At 67.4% G+C, this 14,829-nt stretch carries 13 protein-coding genes; 9 read left to right on the top strand and 4 right to left on the bottom strand.

Annotation, left to right across the window (positions count from 1 at the left end):
• Window positions 1-261: 261 nt before the first annotated feature.
• Window positions 262-1,845, top strand: coding sequence for an isocitrate lyase (locus tag DID96_RS16270; protein WP_124600317.1), 1,584 nt, complete (start codon window positions 262-264; stop codon window positions 1,843-1,845).
• Window positions 1,846-1,964: 119 nt separating this feature from the next.
• Here DID96_RS16270 and DID96_RS16265 read toward each other — a convergent pair whose 3' ends face one another.
• Window positions 1,965-3,155: a GGDEF domain-containing protein gene (locus DID96_RS16265; protein WP_124600316.1), complete on the bottom strand. Its 1,191-nt coding sequence runs from the start codon at window positions 3,153-3,155 to the stop codon at window positions 1,965-1,967.
• A 424-nt stretch (window positions 3,156-3,579) separates the two neighbouring features.
• Between DID96_RS16265 and DID96_RS16260 the strand changes: the two genes are divergently transcribed.
• The 5 genes from DID96_RS16260 to DID96_RS16240 all read left to right on the top strand — a co-directional run bounded on the left by DID96_RS16260 (window position 3,580) and on the right by DID96_RS16240 (window position 7,718).
• A complete protein-coding gene (locus DID96_RS16260; protein WP_124600315.1) occupies window positions 3,580-4,086 on the top strand; it encodes a DUF1993 family protein in 507 nt (168 codons plus the stop codon).
• Between the two features lie 209 nt (window positions 4,087-4,295).
• Entirely contained in the window at window positions 4,296-5,441 is a 1,146-nt protein-coding gene (gene ribBA, locus DID96_RS16255) for a bifunctional 3,4-dihydroxy-2-butanone-4-phosphate synthase/GTP cyclohydrolase II (protein ID WP_124600314.1), read from the top strand.
• A gap of 54 nt (window positions 5,442-5,495) precedes the next feature.
• Complete coding sequence (gene ribH / locus DID96_RS16250) at window positions 5,496-6,011, top strand: 6,7-dimethyl-8-ribityllumazine synthase (RefSeq protein WP_010091647.1); 516 nt, start codon at window positions 5,496-5,498, stop codon at window positions 6,009-6,011.
• On the top strand, window positions 6,008-6,445 hold the full coding sequence (gene nusB / locus DID96_RS16245; RefSeq protein ID WP_124600313.1) for a transcription antitermination factor NusB: 438 nt from the start codon (window positions 6,008-6,010) through the stop codon (window positions 6,443-6,445). Before ribH ends, nusB begins: the two co-directional genes overlap by 4 nt.
• A gap of 76 nt (window positions 6,446-6,521) precedes the next feature.
• Window positions 6,522-7,718 carry a pyridoxal phosphate-dependent aminotransferase gene (locus DID96_RS16240; protein WP_124600312.1) on the top strand — a complete coding sequence of 399 codons (1,197 nt, stop codon included), beginning with the start codon at window positions 6,522-6,524 and terminating at the stop codon, window positions 7,716-7,718.
• A gap of 194 nt (window positions 7,719-7,912) precedes the next feature.
• Here the strand turns inward: DID96_RS16240 and DID96_RS16235 are convergent, their stop codons facing one another.
• Complete coding sequence (locus tag DID96_RS16235) at window positions 7,913-9,019, bottom strand: transglycosylase SLT domain-containing protein (RefSeq protein WP_124600311.1); 1,107 nt, start codon at window positions 9,017-9,019, stop codon at window positions 7,913-7,915.
• A 594-nt stretch (window positions 9,020-9,613) separates the two neighbouring features.
• Here DID96_RS16235 and DID96_RS16230 point away from each other — a divergent pair.
• Window positions 9,614-11,170 (top strand): UbiD family decarboxylase, encoded by a 1,557-nt coding sequence (locus tag DID96_RS16230; protein ID WP_124600310.1) that lies wholly within the window; start codon window positions 9,614-9,616, stop codon window positions 11,168-11,170.
• 70 nt (window positions 11,171-11,240) lie between these two features.
• Here DID96_RS16230 and DID96_RS16225 read toward each other — a convergent pair whose 3' ends face one another.
• Window positions 11,241-12,209, bottom strand: a complete 969-nt coding sequence (locus tag DID96_RS16225) for a threo-3-hydroxy-L-aspartate ammonia-lyase (protein WP_124600309.1) — start codon at window positions 12,207-12,209, stop codon at window positions 11,241-11,243.
• 146 nt (window positions 12,210-12,355) lie between these two features.
• The gene (locus DID96_RS16220) at window positions 12,356-12,655 is read right to left on the bottom strand and encodes a hypothetical protein (protein WP_124600308.1); all 300 of its coding nucleotides are present in this window, start codon (window positions 12,653-12,655) and stop codon (window positions 12,356-12,358) included.
• 433 nt (window positions 12,656-13,088) lie between these two features.
• Here DID96_RS16220 and DID96_RS16215 point away from each other — a divergent pair, with 433 nt between their 5' ends.
• A complete protein-coding gene (locus tag DID96_RS16215) occupies window positions 13,089-14,018 on the top strand; it encodes a Rossmann-like and DUF2520 domain-containing protein (RefSeq protein ID WP_124600429.1) in 930 nt (309 codons plus the stop codon).
• Window positions 14,019-14,095: 77 nt separating this feature from the next.
• Window positions 14,096-14,659, top strand: a complete 564-nt coding sequence (locus DID96_RS16210) for a YggT family protein (protein WP_124600307.1) — start codon at window positions 14,096-14,098, stop codon at window positions 14,657-14,659.
• Window positions 14,660-14,829 lie beyond the last annotated feature (170 nt).

Raw genomic sequence — 14,829 nt, 5'->3', positions numbered from 1 at the left:
CCGAAAGCGCGTTTCACATTGCGGAACTCACGCCGGGTTTCCGCAGCACCGTCTTTTCGCCGCTTGAAAACATGTTTTACATCGCAAAAATAGCGATCTATCTCATTGAAAAATAAGAAAAAATAATGTCTTATGTCTTATATAAGACATCACCGAAACGCATCAAGGCGGCGTTACTATTTGGTCATGCAGTTCGCTTCGACAAACGCAGCGGCACGCTCAAGCATCTTTTCAAACGCGCTTTCTTCTCAGGAGATTCACATGGCCCAGTATCAGGACGACATCAAGGCAGTTGCCGGTTTGAAAGAGGCACACGGCAGCGCGTGGGATGCGATCAATCCCGAATATGCCGCTCGCATGCGTGCCCAGAACAAGTTCAAGACGGGCCTGGACATCGCCAGGTACACCGCGAAGATCATGCGCGCCGACATGGCCGCCTACGATGCCGACCCGGCCAAGTACACGCAGTCGCTGGGTTGCTGGCACGGCTTCATCGGCCAGCAGAAGATGATCTCCATCAAGAAGCACTTCAACAGCACCGAGCGCCGCTACCTGTACCTGTCCGGCTGGATGGTGGCCGCGCTGCGCTCCGAGTTCGGTCCGCTGCCGGACCAGTCGATGCACGAAAAAACCTCCGTCAGCGCGCTGATCCGCGAGCTGTACACGTTCCTGCGCCAGGCCGACGCCCGTGAACTGGGCGGCCTGTTCCGCGAGCTGGATGCTGCCAAAGACGCTGCTGCCAAGGCCGCCATCCAGCAAAAGATCGACAACCACGTCACCCACGTCGTGCCCATCATCGCCGACATCGACGCGGGTTTCGGCAACGCCGAAGCAACCTACCTGCTGGCCAAGCAGTTCATCGAAGCGGGCGCATGCTGCATTCAGATCGAAAACCAGGTGTCCGACGAGAAGCAGTGCGGCCACCAGGATGGCAAGGTCACCGTGCCGCACGAGGACTTCCTGGCCAAGATCCGTGCCGTCCGCTACGCGTTCCTGGAACTGGGCGTGGACGACGGCGTCATCGTGGCCCGTACCGACTCGCTGGGCGCCGGCCTGACCAAGCAGATCGCCGTGACCCACACGCCGGGCGACCTGGGCGACCAATACAATTCGTTCCTCGATTGCGACGAAATTTCGGCCGACGCACTGGGCAACGGTGACGTCGTCATCAAGCGCGACGGCAAGCTGCTGCGTCCGAAGCGCCTGCCGAGCAACCTGTTCCAGTTCCGCGCCGGCACGGGCGAAGCGCGCTGCGTACTGGATTGCATCACGTCGCTGCAAAACGGCGCCGACCTGCTGTGGATCGAAACCGAAAAACCGCATATCGCCCAGATCGGCGGCATGGTCAGCGAGATCCGCAAGGTCATCCCGAACGCCAAGCTGGTGTACAACAACAGCCCGTCGTTCAACTGGACGCTGAACTTCCGCCAGCAGGCGTATGACGCGCTGAAGGCCGCAGGCAAGGATGTGTCGGCATACGACCGCGCGCAGCTGATGAGCGTGGAATACGATCAGACCGAACTGGCGGCGCTCGCCGACGAAAAGATCCGTACGTTCCAGGCCGACGCGTCGCGCGAAGCCGGTATCTTCCACCACCTGATTACGCTGCCGACCTACCACACGGCCGCACTGTCGACGGACAACCTGGCCAAGGAATACTTCGGCGACCAGGGCATGCTGGGTTACGTGGCTGGCGTGCAGCGCAAGGAAATCCGCCAGGGCATCGCCTGCGTCAAGCACCAGAACATGTCCGGCTCGGACATCGGTGACGACCACAAGGAGTATTTCAGCGGCGACGCGGCCCTGAAAGCGGCGGGTAAAGACAACACGATGAACCAGTTCTGATACCCGTAGTACCACAAGCGAAACGCCAACCCGTAAGGGTTGGCGTTTTTTTTATCCGGCCTGGTCTTCGCGCCCGTCATGCACGCGTGTGACGGCGGCAGGTCGCGACGACCTTCCCTTCAGGCGACGCGTTGCCTGGATTCAGCCGCGACGCCCGCGCGCTGCGCCGGCGCGACGATCACGCGGTCGCGCCCGGCCGCCTTCGCCGCATAGAGCGCGGCATCGGCGCGGGCCATCAGCTGCGACAACGGCTCGTCGGTGGCGCGCTCGGCCACGCCCGCGCTGAACGTGAACCCGATGCCGCCGCTGCTCGCAGCCGCTCCCGCGGCGCGCGCCAGCGACGCACGCAGGCGCTCGATCGCGCGCGTCGCGTCGGCGGCAACCGTGTCCGGACAAAGCACCGCGAACTCTTCGCCCCCGAGCCGCCCGAACAGGTCGCACGGCCGGATGCCGACGGACACGACCGCGGCAAAATGCTCGAGCGCGTGATCGCCCGCCGCATGTCCGTGGCGATCGTTGATGGTCTTGAAGTGGTCGAGGTCGACGATGACGAGCGACAGCGGCGCACCCGTGCGCGCCGCGCGCCGGCAGCACTGCTCGGCCTGGTCGAGAAACGCGCCGCGCATCAGCGCGCCGGTCAGGCCGTCGATGGTCGCGAGCCGCTCGAGACGTTCGGCCATGCGGTCGTGCGCGAGCATCACGACGCCCATCGACAGGCACAGCAGGCTCAGCACGCCGAGCGCGATGAACACGACGTTCAGCGGCGCCGGATGCAGCGGCGACGTGTCGGCGCGCTGCCCGAGCGCGAACGCGGCGCCGCGCGCGAACTGGACGATTGCCCCGGCGATCGCGACCACCCACACGAACCCGTAAGCGAATGCCGGACGGTGCACGGGCCGCCGCCGATAGGCAAGCCAGCCGATCGCGACGCGGACGTACACGGCCATCGCGGACACGAGCACGACGCGCAGGTTCGGCAGCGATCCGGCCAATGCGCAGCCGACGAGCGCAGCCGCCAGCAGCGTCGCAGCAGCCAGCTCGGCACGATGCACGGGCCGCACGCCGAAGAATTGCCGGAAGCCCTGCAGGATCGCGAGCGTTGCGCAGACGTACAGCGTACCGGCGACGGCGATGACCGCCGGCGACGACGGCGCGGCGAGCAACGCGCCGACCGCCATCGCGAGCAGCGCCTGCGACGCGAGCCAGCGGCGCACGCCCGGCACGTCGGCGCGCCACAGCGAGCCGAGCACCGCCGACGTCGCGACGCAGTTGATCAGCAGGACGAGCAGCAGAACGGCGGGAGTCGACATGTCCGGGGAGCATCCGATCGAGATCGCCAAACGCCGGCGCATGCGCCCCCGCCGGCGCGCCATGCAATGCGCGCAGCCGGCGCCCGGCAGGGGCCGGCCGTGCCGCGCAACATGCGCGGAGCCGGCCGCCCGATGGCCGTTGGCACGGGCACGACGCATCACGCCCGACGTTTTGGAGTATCCGCCCGGAAGGCGGATGTGCTGCGCGCATTCTAACCGGTACGCGCGGCCGGTCGCGACTCGTCCGTCCGGCCAGGCGCAAATGCTGGCCTTGTCCGTTCGGCCGGCGACACGCACGCGCGATGCCGCCGCGCTATGATGCTGCAGCGGCAATTCCGCCGCCTCATTGCATGATGCGTGCATCACGCGCCGAGGCACGTCGCGTGCCGGCGCGCGCATGATCGTCCCCTTCGAGGAACCGTCCATGTCCATTTCGATGTATCAGGCCTCGGTGCCTGTCCTGATCCGCGGCCTGACCAACCTGCAGCACATTCTTGGCAAGGCGCAGGCGCATGCGGCCGCGAGGCAGATCGACCCGTCGGTGCTGATCGGGGCCCGCCTGTACCCGGACATGCTGCCGCTCGCGCGCCAGGTCTACATTGCGACCGACACCGCCAAGGGCTGCGCCGCGCGGCTCGCGGGGGTCGAGATCCCGAGCTACGCGGACGTCGAGCAGACGTTCGACGAGCTGCACGCACGCCTGCAGAAGACCATCGACTACCTGAACGGCTTCGACGCCGCGCAGATCGACGGCTCGGAAGCGCGCCAGATCGTGCTGAAGATGCGCGTCGGCCCGCTCGAATTCACGGGCCAGTCGTACCTGCTGGATTTTGTGCTGCCGAACTTCTTCTTCCACGTGACGACCGCGTACGACATCCTGCGTCACAACGGCGTCGAACTCGGCAAGCTCGATTTCCTCGGGCGCCCGTGACGACAGTGAACATCGGACGATGAACCACGCGGGCCGGCGCACCGTACGACGGCGCGAACGCTCCGCCTGCGCTGCCGGCCGGAACGGCCCCGGGGCCGGTTGCACCGGCGTTTGCGGCGCGCGGTACAGCGGCTGCCGCCCGCGCGAGCCGAAACCCGGCCCGGCTGGCGTAAAATACGCACTTTCCTATTTCTCGCCCCTCCCCCTTTATGACGCTCGCCTCCACGCCCGAGATCATTGCCGAGCTGAAAGCCGGCCGGATGGTGATCCTGGTTGACGAAGAAGACCGCGAAAACGAAGGCGATCTGGTGATCGCCGCCGAATTCGTCACGCCGGAAGCGATCAACTTCATGGCGAAGTACGGCCGCGGCCTGATTTGTCTGACGTTGACGCAGGAACGCTGCAAGCAGCTACACCTGCCGCTGATGACGTACCGCAACGGCACGCAATACGGTACCGCGTTCACGGTCAGCATCGAAGCCGCCGAAGGCGTGACGACCGGGATTTCCGCCGCCGACCGCGCACACACGATCGCCACGGCGGTCGCGCACGACGTGCGGCCCGAGCAGATCGTGCAGCCGGGCCACGTGTTCCCGATCATGGCGCAGCCGGGCGGCGTGCTCGTGCGCGCGGGCCACACCGAGGCCGGCTGCGACTTCACCGCGCTCGCGGGCCTCACGCCCGCCGCGGTGATCTGCGAGATCATCAAGGACGACGGGACGATGGCCCGCCTGCCCGACCTGATCGAGTTCGCCAGGGAACACGGCCTGAAGATCGGCACGATCGCCGACCTGATCCACTACCGCAGCCGCACCGAGTCGATCATCGAGCGCGTCGCCGAGCGCACGATGCAGACCGCGCACGGCGCGTTCCGCGCGGTGCTGTACCGTGACCAGCCGACCGGCTCGCCGCACATCGCGCTGGTGCGCGGCACGCCGTCGCCGGACGTCGATACGCCGGTGCGCGTGCACGAGCCGCTGTCGGTGCTCGACCTGCTCGAAACCGGCGTGTCGACGCACTCGTGGACGCTCGACGCGGCGATGCGCGAGATCGCGCAGCGCGACCACGGCGTGATCGTGCTGCTCAACTGCGGCGACACGAAGGATCACCTGGTCGACGTCTTCAAGGCGTTCGACGAGGAAGAGAAGGCTGCGGTGCTGAAGCGCCGGCCGGTCGATTTCAAGACGTTTGGCATCGGCGCGCAGATCCTGCGCGACGTCGGCGTCAGCAAGATGCAGGTGCTGTCGAATCCGCGCAAGCTGGGCAGCATGTCCGGCTACGGCCTCGAAGTCACGGGCTTCATCCCGATGCCCGGCGCCGAAGCCAAGGCCTGCGGCTCGACGCCGCACGCGTAACCCATTACGGCGCTTTCGCCTTATAACCGCTTATCCACACCACGGACCAAGATCATGGAAATCGGACAATACCAACCGAATCTCGAGGGCGACGGCCTGCGTATCGGCATCGTGCAATCCCGCTTCAACGAGCCCGTGTGCAACGGCCTCGCGGACGCATGTGTTGAAGAGCTGGAGCGCCTCGGCGTCTCCGGCGAAGACGTGCTGCTCGTGTCGGTGCCGGGCGCGCTGGAAATCCCGCTCGCGCTGCAGAAGCTCGCAGAAAGCGGCCAGTTCGACGCGCTGATCGCGCTCGGCGCGGTGATCCGCGGCGAGACCTACCACTTCGAACTCGTGTCGAACGAGAGCGGCGCGGGCATCACCCGCATCGGCCTCGACTTCAACCTGCCGATCGCGAACGCGGTGCTGACGACCGACACCGACGAACAGGCCGTCGCGCGCATGACCGAAAAGGGTCGTGACGCGGCGCGCGTCGCGGTCGAGATGGCCAACCTGACGATGGCGCTCGACCAGCTCGGCGACGAGGAAGACGAAGAAGAAGACGAAGACGACGAAGAGGAGCGCGCATGAAGAAGAGCGCCCGCCGACAATCGCGCGAACTGGCGACGCAAGGCCTGTATCAGTGGCTGCTGTCGAACGCGTCTTCAGGCGAGATCGACGCGCAACTGCGCGGCGCGCTGGGTTACGACAAGGCTGACAAGGACCTCCTCGACGCGATCCTGCACGGCGTGATCCGCGAGCACGCAACGCTCGCGGAAGCGCTCACGCCCTGCCTCGACCGTCCGATCGACCAGCTCTCCCCGATCGAACGGGCGGTGCTGCTGATCGCGACGTTCGAGCTCACGCACCACCTCGAGACGCCGTACCGCGTGATCATCAACGAAGCAGTCGAGCTGACCAAGACGTTTGGCGGCTCCGACGGCTACAAGTACGTGAACGGCGTGCTCGACAAGCTCGCCGCGCAACTGCGCCCCGCCGAAACGCAGGCGCGCCGCAACGGCTGATCCTTCGCGGGCGCGCATGCGCCCGTGTTTTCGCGTCTCCGCTTTTCGTATGACGCTCCCCTCTTCCGACCGACCGATGAATACCACCGCCGATTCGCTCGTCACGCTCGCAGCGCGCGTCGACGCGATCCAGCCGTTTTACGTGATGGAACTGATGAAGGAGGCGCAGCGGCTCGAAGCCGCCGGCCGCGACATCATCCACATGGGCATCGGCGAGCCGGACTTCACCGCACCGGAACCGGTCGTCGAGGCGGCCGCGGCCGCGCTGCGCCGCGGCGTCACGCAGTACACGAGTGCGCTCGGCATCGCGCCGCTGCGCGACGCGATCGCCGCGCACTATGCACGCGCGTACGGGCTCACGATCAGCCCGGAACGGATCGTCGTGACCGCGGGCGCGTCCGCTGCGCTGCTGCTCGCGTGCCTCGCGCTCGTCGGGCGTGACGACGAGGTGCTGATGCCCGACCCGTCGTATCCGTGCAACCGGCACTTCGTCGCGGCGGCCGAAGGCCGCGCGGTGCTCGTGCCGAGTGGCCCGGCCGCGCGTTTCCAGCTCACCGCGGACGACGTGCGCCGGCTGTGGGGCGACAAGACGCGTGGCGTGCTGCTCGCGTCGCCATCGAACCCGACCGGCACGTCGCTCGAACCCGAAGAGATGAAGCGGATCGTCGAGGCCGTGCGTGCGCGCGGCGGCTTCACGATCGTCGACGAGATCTACCAGGGGCTCAGCTACGACGCGCCGCCCGTGTCGGCGCTGTCGTTCGGCGACGATGTCGTCACCGTCAACAGCTTCTCGAAGTACTTCAGCATGACCGGCTGGCGGCTCGGCTGGCTGGTCGTCCCGCCGGCGCTCGTCGGCACGTTCGAGAAGCTCGCGCAGAACCTGTTCATCTGCCCGTCGGCGCTCGCACAGCACGCGGCGCTCGCGTGCTTCGAGCCGGAAGCGCTCGCCATCTACGAAGCGCGCCGCGTCGAATTCAAGCGGCGCCGCGATTTCATCGCGCCGGCGCTCGAACGGCTCGGCTTCACGGTGCCCGTGATGCCCGACGGCGCGTTTTACGTGTACGCGCACTGCGGCGACGTCGCGCATCCGGCAGCCGGCGACAGCGCGGCGCTCACGCAGGCGATGCTGCACGACGCCGGCGTCGTGCTCGTGCCGGGGATGGATTTCGGCGTGCATGCGCCGCGCGACTATATCCGGCTGTCTTATGCAACCGCCTACTCGCGGCTCGAAGAAGCCGTCGAGCGGCTCGCGACGCTGTTCGGGCAACGCTGACCGACCGGCCACTCGGCCGGCCGACGGCACAACGACTTCGGCGCGCGCGGGCCGCCCCGGACACCGCGCGTCGACTTCAGCGCCCCCGCGCGCCGCGTCCAGGCAACAAAAAAGCACCCTCGCGGGTGCTTTTTCATTTTCTCCGAAGCGAATTCGCGTGAATTCACACGCGCATTCGCACGCGCATTCAAACGTTACGCGCCCAGCTCCGAATGATCGCCATGCGGCTGCTTTGCAGTGTCGACGCTCGCGTCGTCCTGCTGCGGCGCCTTCGGCGCGGCCGTCTTTGCGGACAGCGGCTGCGCAGCCTCGAGCGACACGTGAACGCGCTTCGCACCGCCCGCCGCGGCCGCAGTCGCCGCGGCCGTGACCATCTTCGGCGCCTGCGGTGCATTGACCGGCACGCTGCGGCCGTGTGCGACGTCGCGCAGGCGTCCGCGCTCGGCCATCACCTTCGCGCCGTACGTATTGTCGTCCGGGTTCGTCGAGCCGTTGTACATGCGCAGGCCGGTGGCGAGCGAGCCGCCGCGCGCGATGCAGTCCTTCAGCACGAGCGCGCCGACCTGGATGTTCGCGAGCGGATGCAGCGCGGTGTCGGTGCCGCCGAAATACTCGAACTTGTCGGAATGGACCTTCGACATCACCTGCATCAGGCCTTGTGCACCGACGCCGCTCTCGGCGTACGGGTTGAAGCCCGATTCGATCGCCATCACGGACAGCAGCAGCAGCGGATCGAGGCCGACGTCGTGACCGGTCTGGAACGCAGCCTTGACAAGCTGGCCGACCGGCTCCTGCGCGACGCGGTAGCGGCGCGACAGATAGGTCGCAACGAGCGCTTGCTGGCGGTTCGACGCGAGCGTACGGTCGTCGCGCGCGTCGGCGGGCAGGCGCTGCGCCGGGATCAGCTTCGCGAGCGTGACGGGCGACTGGCCGTTGCGGCCTTCGTCGACGTCGTTCTGCACCGCGGCATCCGACGCGACGTCGAGACCGACCGCGAGCGCGTCGGTCTCCGGACCGTCGTCCTGCTGCGGCTGCACGCCGGCGGGCGCGAAATTCGGCAGCGGATGACCGGTCAGCAAGCGGGCCGGACCGGCCTGCACGGCCGCGGACACGACCGGCATCAGCTTCGCGGCGAGCGTGCCGCGTGCGGTCGGCAGCAGCCACAGGGCAAGCCCGATCGCAACAGCGAGACAGCCTACGACGCTGAATAAATGGTGACTGACACGCGTCCCACGACGCAGCACGGCACGGAACACGTGCGTGTGCCGCTCATTGGGACGCCACGATAACCAAGCGTTCATTCAGATCTCCCATGAACATGATTCGTGCGGCTCGCTCAGCTCGATGGCGAGACAGAATGCGCGCCGCGGAATCACGACGCCGCACGTCTTGGTCGAGACGGCAGGCATCGGAGAAACGGTATAAGTACCGTTCGAGGCCACGGCTAGACAAGGCCAGCGCCTTCATATCCATATGAAGGCGGGCATACGCGGTGGCACTCACGCAAAAAACCAGCGTCTGGAGGCGCTGGCTGTGACTACGACAAGAACCGTCGATGAGCCGTGCAGGTTCCGGCCGACGGTGACGCGCTGCGTCAAAGGATCGGTGATTGGCGGCTCGAAGCCTTCTACCCTGCAACCAATGTCAGCGGATTCTAACAGGGTTTTATAGATCGTCAACACTATAAAACCTCAAAATCATAACAAAAAGTAATATTCAGAGACCCTTCAGAACCGCGAGGCCCCAGCCGTGGCGGGTTTGCGCGTCGTCAACTTTTTTCACAAGCGGGCAGCGGAGCGCCGGGCCGGGTAAAATCGGCGGTCAATTCGGGGCCGCAGCCGGCCGCTGCGCCCGCCCATCGCCGTCCCGCCATGCGGGCGGCCCGGACCTTGTTCATGAAATACAAAGACTTACGCGATTTCATCCAGCGCCTCGAGGCGCTCGGCGAGCTGCGGCGCGTCACGCAGCCCGTGTCGCCCGTGCTCGAAATGACCGAGCTGTGCGACCGGGTGCTGCGCGCCGGCGGCCCCGCGCTGCTGTTCGACGCACCGCCCGCCTACGGATTCCCGGTGCTCGGCAACCTGTTCGGCACGCCGCGGCGCGTCGCGCTCGGCATGGGTGTCGACGCGGGCGACGACGCCGCGCTCGGCTCGCTGCGCGATCTCGGGCGCCTGCTGTCCGCGCTGAAGGAACCCGATCCGCCGAAGAGCCTGAAAGACGCCGGCAAGCTGCTGTCGCTCGCGAAGGCCGTGTGGGACATGGCGCCGAAATCGGTGTCGTCGCCGCCGTGCCAGGAAATCGTCTGGGAAGGCAACGACGTCGACCTGCACAAGCTGCCGATCCAGACCTGCTGGCCCGGCGATGCCGGGCCGCTCGTCACGTGGGGCCTGACGGTCACGCGCGGGCCGAACAAGCCGCGCCAGAACCTCGGCATCTACCGCCAGCAGCTGATCGGACGCAACAAGCTGATCATGCGCTGGCTCGCGCATCGCGGCGGCGCGCTCGACTTCCGCGAGTTCGCGCTGCGCAACCCGGGCAAGCCGTATCCGGTCGCCGTCGTGCTCGGCGCCGATCCGGCGACCACGCTCGGCGCGGTGACGCCGGTGCCCGATACGCTGTCCGAATACCAGTTCGCGGGCCTGTTGCGCGGCAGCCGCACCGAGCTCGCGAAGTGCCTGACGCCCGGCGTCGACACGCTGCAGGTGCCGGCGCGCGCGGAGATCGTGCTCGAAGGCTTCATCTACCCGCAGGAGGGCGCACCGGCGCCCGCCCCCGCCGGCGCGCCGCCGCGCCCGGCGAACACGCCGTCCGCCGCGTACGAGCATGCGCTCGAAGGGCCGTATGGCGACCACACCGGCTACTACAACGAGCAGGAGTGGTTCCCGGTGTTCACGGTCGAGCGGATCACGATGCGCCGCGACGCGATCTACCACTCGACGTATACGGGCAAACCGCCCGACGAACCCGCGGTGCTCGGCGTCGCGCTGAACGAGGTGTTCGTGCCGCTGCTGCAGAAGCAGTTCACCGAGATCACCGACTTCTACCTGCCGCCCGAGGGCTGCAGCTACCGGATGGCCATCGTCCAGATGAAGAAGAGCTACGCGGGCCACGCGAAGCGCGTGATGTTCGGCGTGTGGAGCTTCCTGCGGCAGTTCATGTACACGAAGTTCATCGTCGTCGTCGACGAGGACGTGAATATCCGCGACTGGAAGGAAGTGATCTGGGCGATCACGACGCGCGTCGATCCGGTGCGCGACACCGTGATGGTCGACAGCACGCCGATCGACTACCTCGACTTCGCGTCGCCCGTCGCCGGTCTCGGCTCGAAGATGGGGCTCGACGCGACCAACAAGTGGCCGGGCGAGACGTCGCGCGAATGGGGCCGCCCGATCGAGATGGACGCGGCCGTGAAGACGCGCGTCGATCAGCTGTGGCGCGAACTCGGCCTGTGAGTGCACGCGGTCTGAACGGGCGCGCGCCAGGCCGGGTTCCTGCGCGCTCCGCCCTGACCGCCCGCTGCACTCAACCGGCCAGGAACGCCGCGTAGCGCGCGAGATCGACGTTGCCGCCGCTCACCAGCACGCCGACCCGCTTGCCTTCGACCGGCAGCACGCCGTCGAGCACCGCGGCGGCGGCGAGACAGCCGGTCGGTTCGACGACCATCTTCATCCGTTCTGCGAAGAAACGCATCGTGTCGACGAGCTGCGCGTCGCTGACCGTGACGATCTGCTCGACGAGCCGCTGAATGATCGGGAAGTTGTACGCACCGAGATGCGTCGACGCGGCGCCGTCCGCGATCGTGCGCGGCGCCGCGATGTGCACGACCTCGCCGCGCGCGAGCGACTGCTGGCCGTCGTTGCCGGCTTCCGGCTCGACGCCGACGATCCGGCAGCCCGGCGACAGCGCGGCGGCCGACAGCGCGCTGCCCGCGAGCAGCCCGCCGCCGCCGAGGCACACGACGAGCAGGTCGAGCGGCCCGGTTTCCTCGATCAGTTCCTTCACGGCCGTGCCCTGCCCGGCAATCACATGCGGATGGTCGTACGGCGGAATCAGCGTCATCCCGCGCTCCTGCGCGAGCCGCGCGCCGATCTCCTCGCGGTTTTCCGTATAACGATCGTAGGTGATCACCTCGCCGCCATAGCCACGGGTCGCTTCGAGCTTTGCGGCCGGCGCGTCGAGCGGCATCACGATCGTCGCGCGGATGCCCGCGAGCTTCGCCGCGAGCGCGATCGCCTGCGCGTGGTTGCCCGACGAATACGTGATCACGCCGGCGTTGCGCTGCTCGGCGTCGAAATGGGCGATCGCGTTGTACGCGCCGCGGAACTTGAAGGCCCCCATCCGCTGAAAGTTCTCGCACTTGAAGAACAGCGACGCGCCGGTGCGTGCATCGGCGGTGCGGGATGTCAGGACAGGCGTGCGATGTGCGGCGCCGTCGAGACGGGCGGCAGCGTCGATCACATCGTCGAAGGTCGGAGCGGGCAGGACGGGCATCGGATTCGGTTGCGCGGGGACGAGGAACGGAATGGCATTGTCCCAGCTTCGCCGACCGCTGACGAGCCGCGCCAACAAAAAACGGCGCAGCTCCCGTAGGGACGCTGCGCCGTTCGCCACGCGCGGTCAAGCCGCGCGGGAATCAATCAGCGACGCCAGTAGCCGCGGCCGTAGTAGCCATGATGATGCCAGTACGGGCGGCCGTAATAGCCATACCCGCCATAACCGCCCACGACCACGGCGGGCGGCGGATAGTAGACGGGCGGCGGCGCATACACGACGGGCGGAGGCGGTGCGTAATAAACGGGTGGCGGAGCCGCATAGACCGGGTACGCCGGTGCGACCGGGATACCAATGCCGACCCCGATCGACACGTGAGCCTGCGCAGCGCTTGCGGCACCCAGGCCCAGCGCGGCGGCGGCGATGAACGGAACGAGCTTTTTCACTTCGATTCTCCTGCTGGAGCGGTATTTTGTGCGCTCCTGTCGGCAACGGCAGGCATGCACGTCGCATGCAAGCAATGTAGCGAAAACCCGGAATACACGTGTCGAGCATTTGTTGCAAATTGCAATCGCTCGCCCGTGCGGGCCACGTGCCGCGCGGCGCGGCCGCTCGCAGGAAGGCGTCGCGGGTCGCGTGAATCCGTCCGACCTGACGGCTGCCGCATACTCGCGCGGTCAGTCTTACCGATTCGCGGAAACGCCGTGTGCGGTCGCTCGTAATCAACGATTACAAATTTGAGACAGGAAGCCGACGGTCCGGGGTCCACCGGCAACCGGACGACCCCGTGGGGTCGGATCGCTTGGCCCGACCTTGCCGTGACCGCTCCGCCATTCCTGCGATACTGACGGTCTCCCGGATTTCACCTTGCCCACCGTCATGTCCGTTCCCGACACCCCTCGTCTCGGCTTCATCGGCGCCGGCCGCCTCGCGCGCTGCGTCGCGCAGCGTTTCGCGCAGGCAGGCTTCCCCGTCGTCGCGATCGCGAGCCGCACGCCGGCGTCGGCTGCCGCCCTCGCCGCGCGCATCGACGGCTGCCGTGCTGTCGCGACGCCGCAAGACGTGGTCGATGCAGCGGATCTGATCTTCCTGACCGTCCCCGACGGCCACCTCGCCGCCACCGCCGCCGCGCTGCGGTTCGACGCGTCGCGCGCCGCGCAGCAGGCGCTCGTGCATTGCAGCGGCGCGTCGGACATCGACCTGCTCGATCCGGCGAGGCGCCAGGGCGCCGCGACCGGCGGTTTCCATCCGCTGTACCTGTTCGGCGGCGACGACGCCGATCTCGCCCGCATCGACGGCTGCTCGGTGACGCTCGAGGCCGATGGCGCGTTGCACGCGGCGCTCGCGCGCCTCACGGCCGCGCTCGGTTGCCACCCGCTGTCGATCCCCGCGGGCGGCCGGATGCTCTACCACGCGGCCGCGCACTATGCTGCGAGCTTCGCGCTGTGCGGGCTCGCCGAAGCGGTGAACCTGTGGCGCTCGCTCGGCTTCGACGAAGCCGCCGCGCTGCGCGCGCTGCTGCCGATGCTGGCCGGCACGATCGAGACGGCGCGCGACAAGGGGCTCGCGAACGCGCTGTCGGGCCCCGTGTCGCGCGGCGACACGGGCATCGTCGAACGCCAGCTCGCGCTGCTCGAAGCGCGCGGCGGCGATCACGCAACGCTGTACGCGCTGATGACCCGGCGGGCGGTCGCGCTCGCGGCGCAGCGCGCGACGCCGCCCGAATCGCTGCCGGCGCTCGCCGACGCAGTCGAGGCGGCGCTCGCCCGTGCGACAGCGGGTGCCTCCCCCTCGCACGACGAGGCGTGATAAGGTGTCGGCCGATGCGCCGCCATCCGGCGTTGGCGGCCGCACGCTACCCGACTGTATAAAAAAGGATGCCAACGATGTTCGGCGAGATCGCCCGTTTTCTGCTCAATACCGTCTTCACGCTGTTCGGCGCCGCGCTGCTCCTGCGCGTCTGGATGCAGGCCGTGCGCGTGCCGCCGTACAACCCCGTCACGCAGGCCGTGCTGCAGGCGACCAACTGGATCGTGCTGCCGCTGCGCCGCGTGATCGCGGGCGTGCGCGGGATCGACTGGGCGTGCATCGTCGCCGCACTGCTGACCTCGCTCGTGTACGTCGTCCTGATGATCGTGATGGCGGGCGTCGATCCGACCGCGCTGGCCGCGACGATCGTCGTCGTCGCGCTGCTGACCGTCGTCAAGTGGGCGCTGAACCTCGTGATCTGGATGACGATCCTGATGGCGCTGCTGTCGTGGCTGAACCCGCGCTCGCCGGCGATGCCGATCCTGTACCAGCTCACCGCGCCGTTCCTTAACCCGCTGCGCCGCGTGATCCCGAATCTCGGCGGCCTCGACCTGTCGCCAATCCTGCTGTTCGTGATCGTGCAGGTGCTGCTGATGATCGTGACGCGCGCCGCCGTGTCGCTGACGCTGTTCGGGATCTGACACCGGCGAACCTGCAAACGCGTCGCCGGCTAGCCTGCATGGCCTAGGAGTCTGGGCGGCAGAAGTCAATTCCTGGTCATCGGGCAAGGGAGGTGGCGCGTTATGAGCAGATGAGCGCGAATTACCTCCCCTATGAGCCGCAGCAAATGCTGCTGCTACCTGAAGCCCTG

It is taken from the genome of Burkholderia sp. Bp8963, from assembly GCF_003854275.1.
Taxonomy (GTDB): domain Bacteria; phylum Pseudomonadota; class Gammaproteobacteria; order Burkholderiales; family Burkholderiaceae; genus Burkholderia.
The sequence above is the reverse complement of the archived record's forward strand: the minus strand, read 5'-3'. Positions and strand labels throughout refer to the sequence as shown.

Excerpts from the sequence above, each read along its gene's own strand:
- DID96_RS16270 (WP_124600317.1), top strand. The coding sequence starts at position 262 with ATGGCCCAGTATCAGGACGACATCAAGGCAGTTGCCGGTTTGAAAGAG.
- DID96_RS16265 (WP_124600316.1), bottom strand. The coding sequence starts at position 3,155 with ATGTCGACTCCCGCCGTTCTGCTGCTCGTCCTGCTGATCAACTGCGTC.
- DID96_RS16260 (WP_124600315.1), top strand. The coding sequence starts at position 3,580 with ATGTCCATTTCGATGTATCAGGCCTCGGTGCCTGTCCTGATCCGCGGC.
- ribBA (WP_124600314.1), top strand. The coding sequence starts at position 4,296 with ATGACGCTCGCCTCCACGCCCGAGATCATTGCCGAGCTGAAAGCCGGC.
- ribH (WP_010091647.1), top strand. The coding sequence starts at position 5,496 with ATGGAAATCGGACAATACCAACCGAATCTCGAGGGCGACGGCCTGCGT.
- nusB (WP_124600313.1), top strand. The coding sequence starts at position 6,008 with ATGAAGAAGAGCGCCCGCCGACAATCGCGCGAACTGGCGACGCAAGGC.
- DID96_RS16240 (WP_124600312.1), top strand. The coding sequence starts at position 6,522 with ATGAATACCACCGCCGATTCGCTCGTCACGCTCGCAGCGCGCGTCGAC.
- DID96_RS16235 (WP_124600311.1), bottom strand. The coding sequence starts at position 9,019 with ATGAACGCTTGGTTATCGTGGCGTCCCAATGAGCGGCACACGCACGTG.
- DID96_RS16230 (WP_124600310.1), top strand. The coding sequence starts at position 9,614 with ATGAAATACAAAGACTTACGCGATTTCATCCAGCGCCTCGAGGCGCTC.
- DID96_RS16225 (WP_124600309.1), bottom strand. The coding sequence starts at position 12,209 with ATGCCCGTCCTGCCCGCTCCGACCTTCGACGATGTGATCGACGCTGCC.
- DID96_RS16215 (WP_124600429.1), top strand. The coding sequence starts at position 13,089 with ATGTCCGTTCCCGACACCCCTCGTCTCGGCTTCATCGGCGCCGGCCGC.
- DID96_RS16210 (WP_124600307.1), top strand. The coding sequence starts at position 14,096 with ATGTTCGGCGAGATCGCCCGTTTTCTGCTCAATACCGTCTTCACGCTG.